The organism is Mesorhizobium abyssinicae, from assembly GCF_049887195.1.
GTDB classification, from domain to species: domain Bacteria; phylum Pseudomonadota; class Alphaproteobacteria; order Rhizobiales; family Rhizobiaceae; genus Mesorhizobium; species Mesorhizobium abyssinicae.
Genome location: NZ_JARAKC010000122.1, coordinates 1 through 489, shown reverse-complemented (window position 1 = coordinate 489; position 489 = coordinate 1). Strand labels below are relative to the sequence as shown.

The 489-nt window shown below is 60.7% G+C and carries 1 protein-coding gene; it reads right to left on the bottom strand.

Annotated features, from left to right (window positions below; all coding sequences use genetic code 11):
- A partial coding sequence (locus tag PU724_RS33915; RefSeq protein WP_426213852.1) for a MobA/MobL family protein occupies positions 1–285 on the bottom strand: 285 nt, incomplete at its 3' end.
- Positions 286–489: the final 204 nt, after the last annotated feature.

Below are 489 nucleotides of genomic sequence, written 5' to 3'. Positions count from 1 at the left end.
TTCGCGTGGAAGGGCGAACTCCACTTCGCGGGCAAGCTGCGCATCCTTGCGCATTTCGAACGCCTCGACATCGTTCCACAGGCGTTCGCGGTCGCTCCAGGCTTCCGGCGCGTCCTCTGGCAGCATCACCTCGGAATGAACGACGCCGCGCTTGCTGGAAAAATCGTGGCTGCGTTCGATCCGCTCGTCGCGCAACCGCGAAGCCGAGCGGTAGGCAGCAGACGCCACAGCACTGCTTCCAGCCTTGCGGCCAATAACTTTGACGTGAAGATGATAGATCGCCATCGCGACAAGATCATTTGCACGTCAAAGCGCACGTCGGCACGACGTATAAGCGCGCCCTCCCTCGAAAAATTCTCGGGATGGACCAGCCCGTCCCGGGCTGTCTCGGCAACCCTGAAGCCTTCCGGCGGACGCTTGCCTATCATCGCCGCATCAACAACCGATGGAGACAGCAATGCGCAAACCACGTGACTTCGACGCCGAACT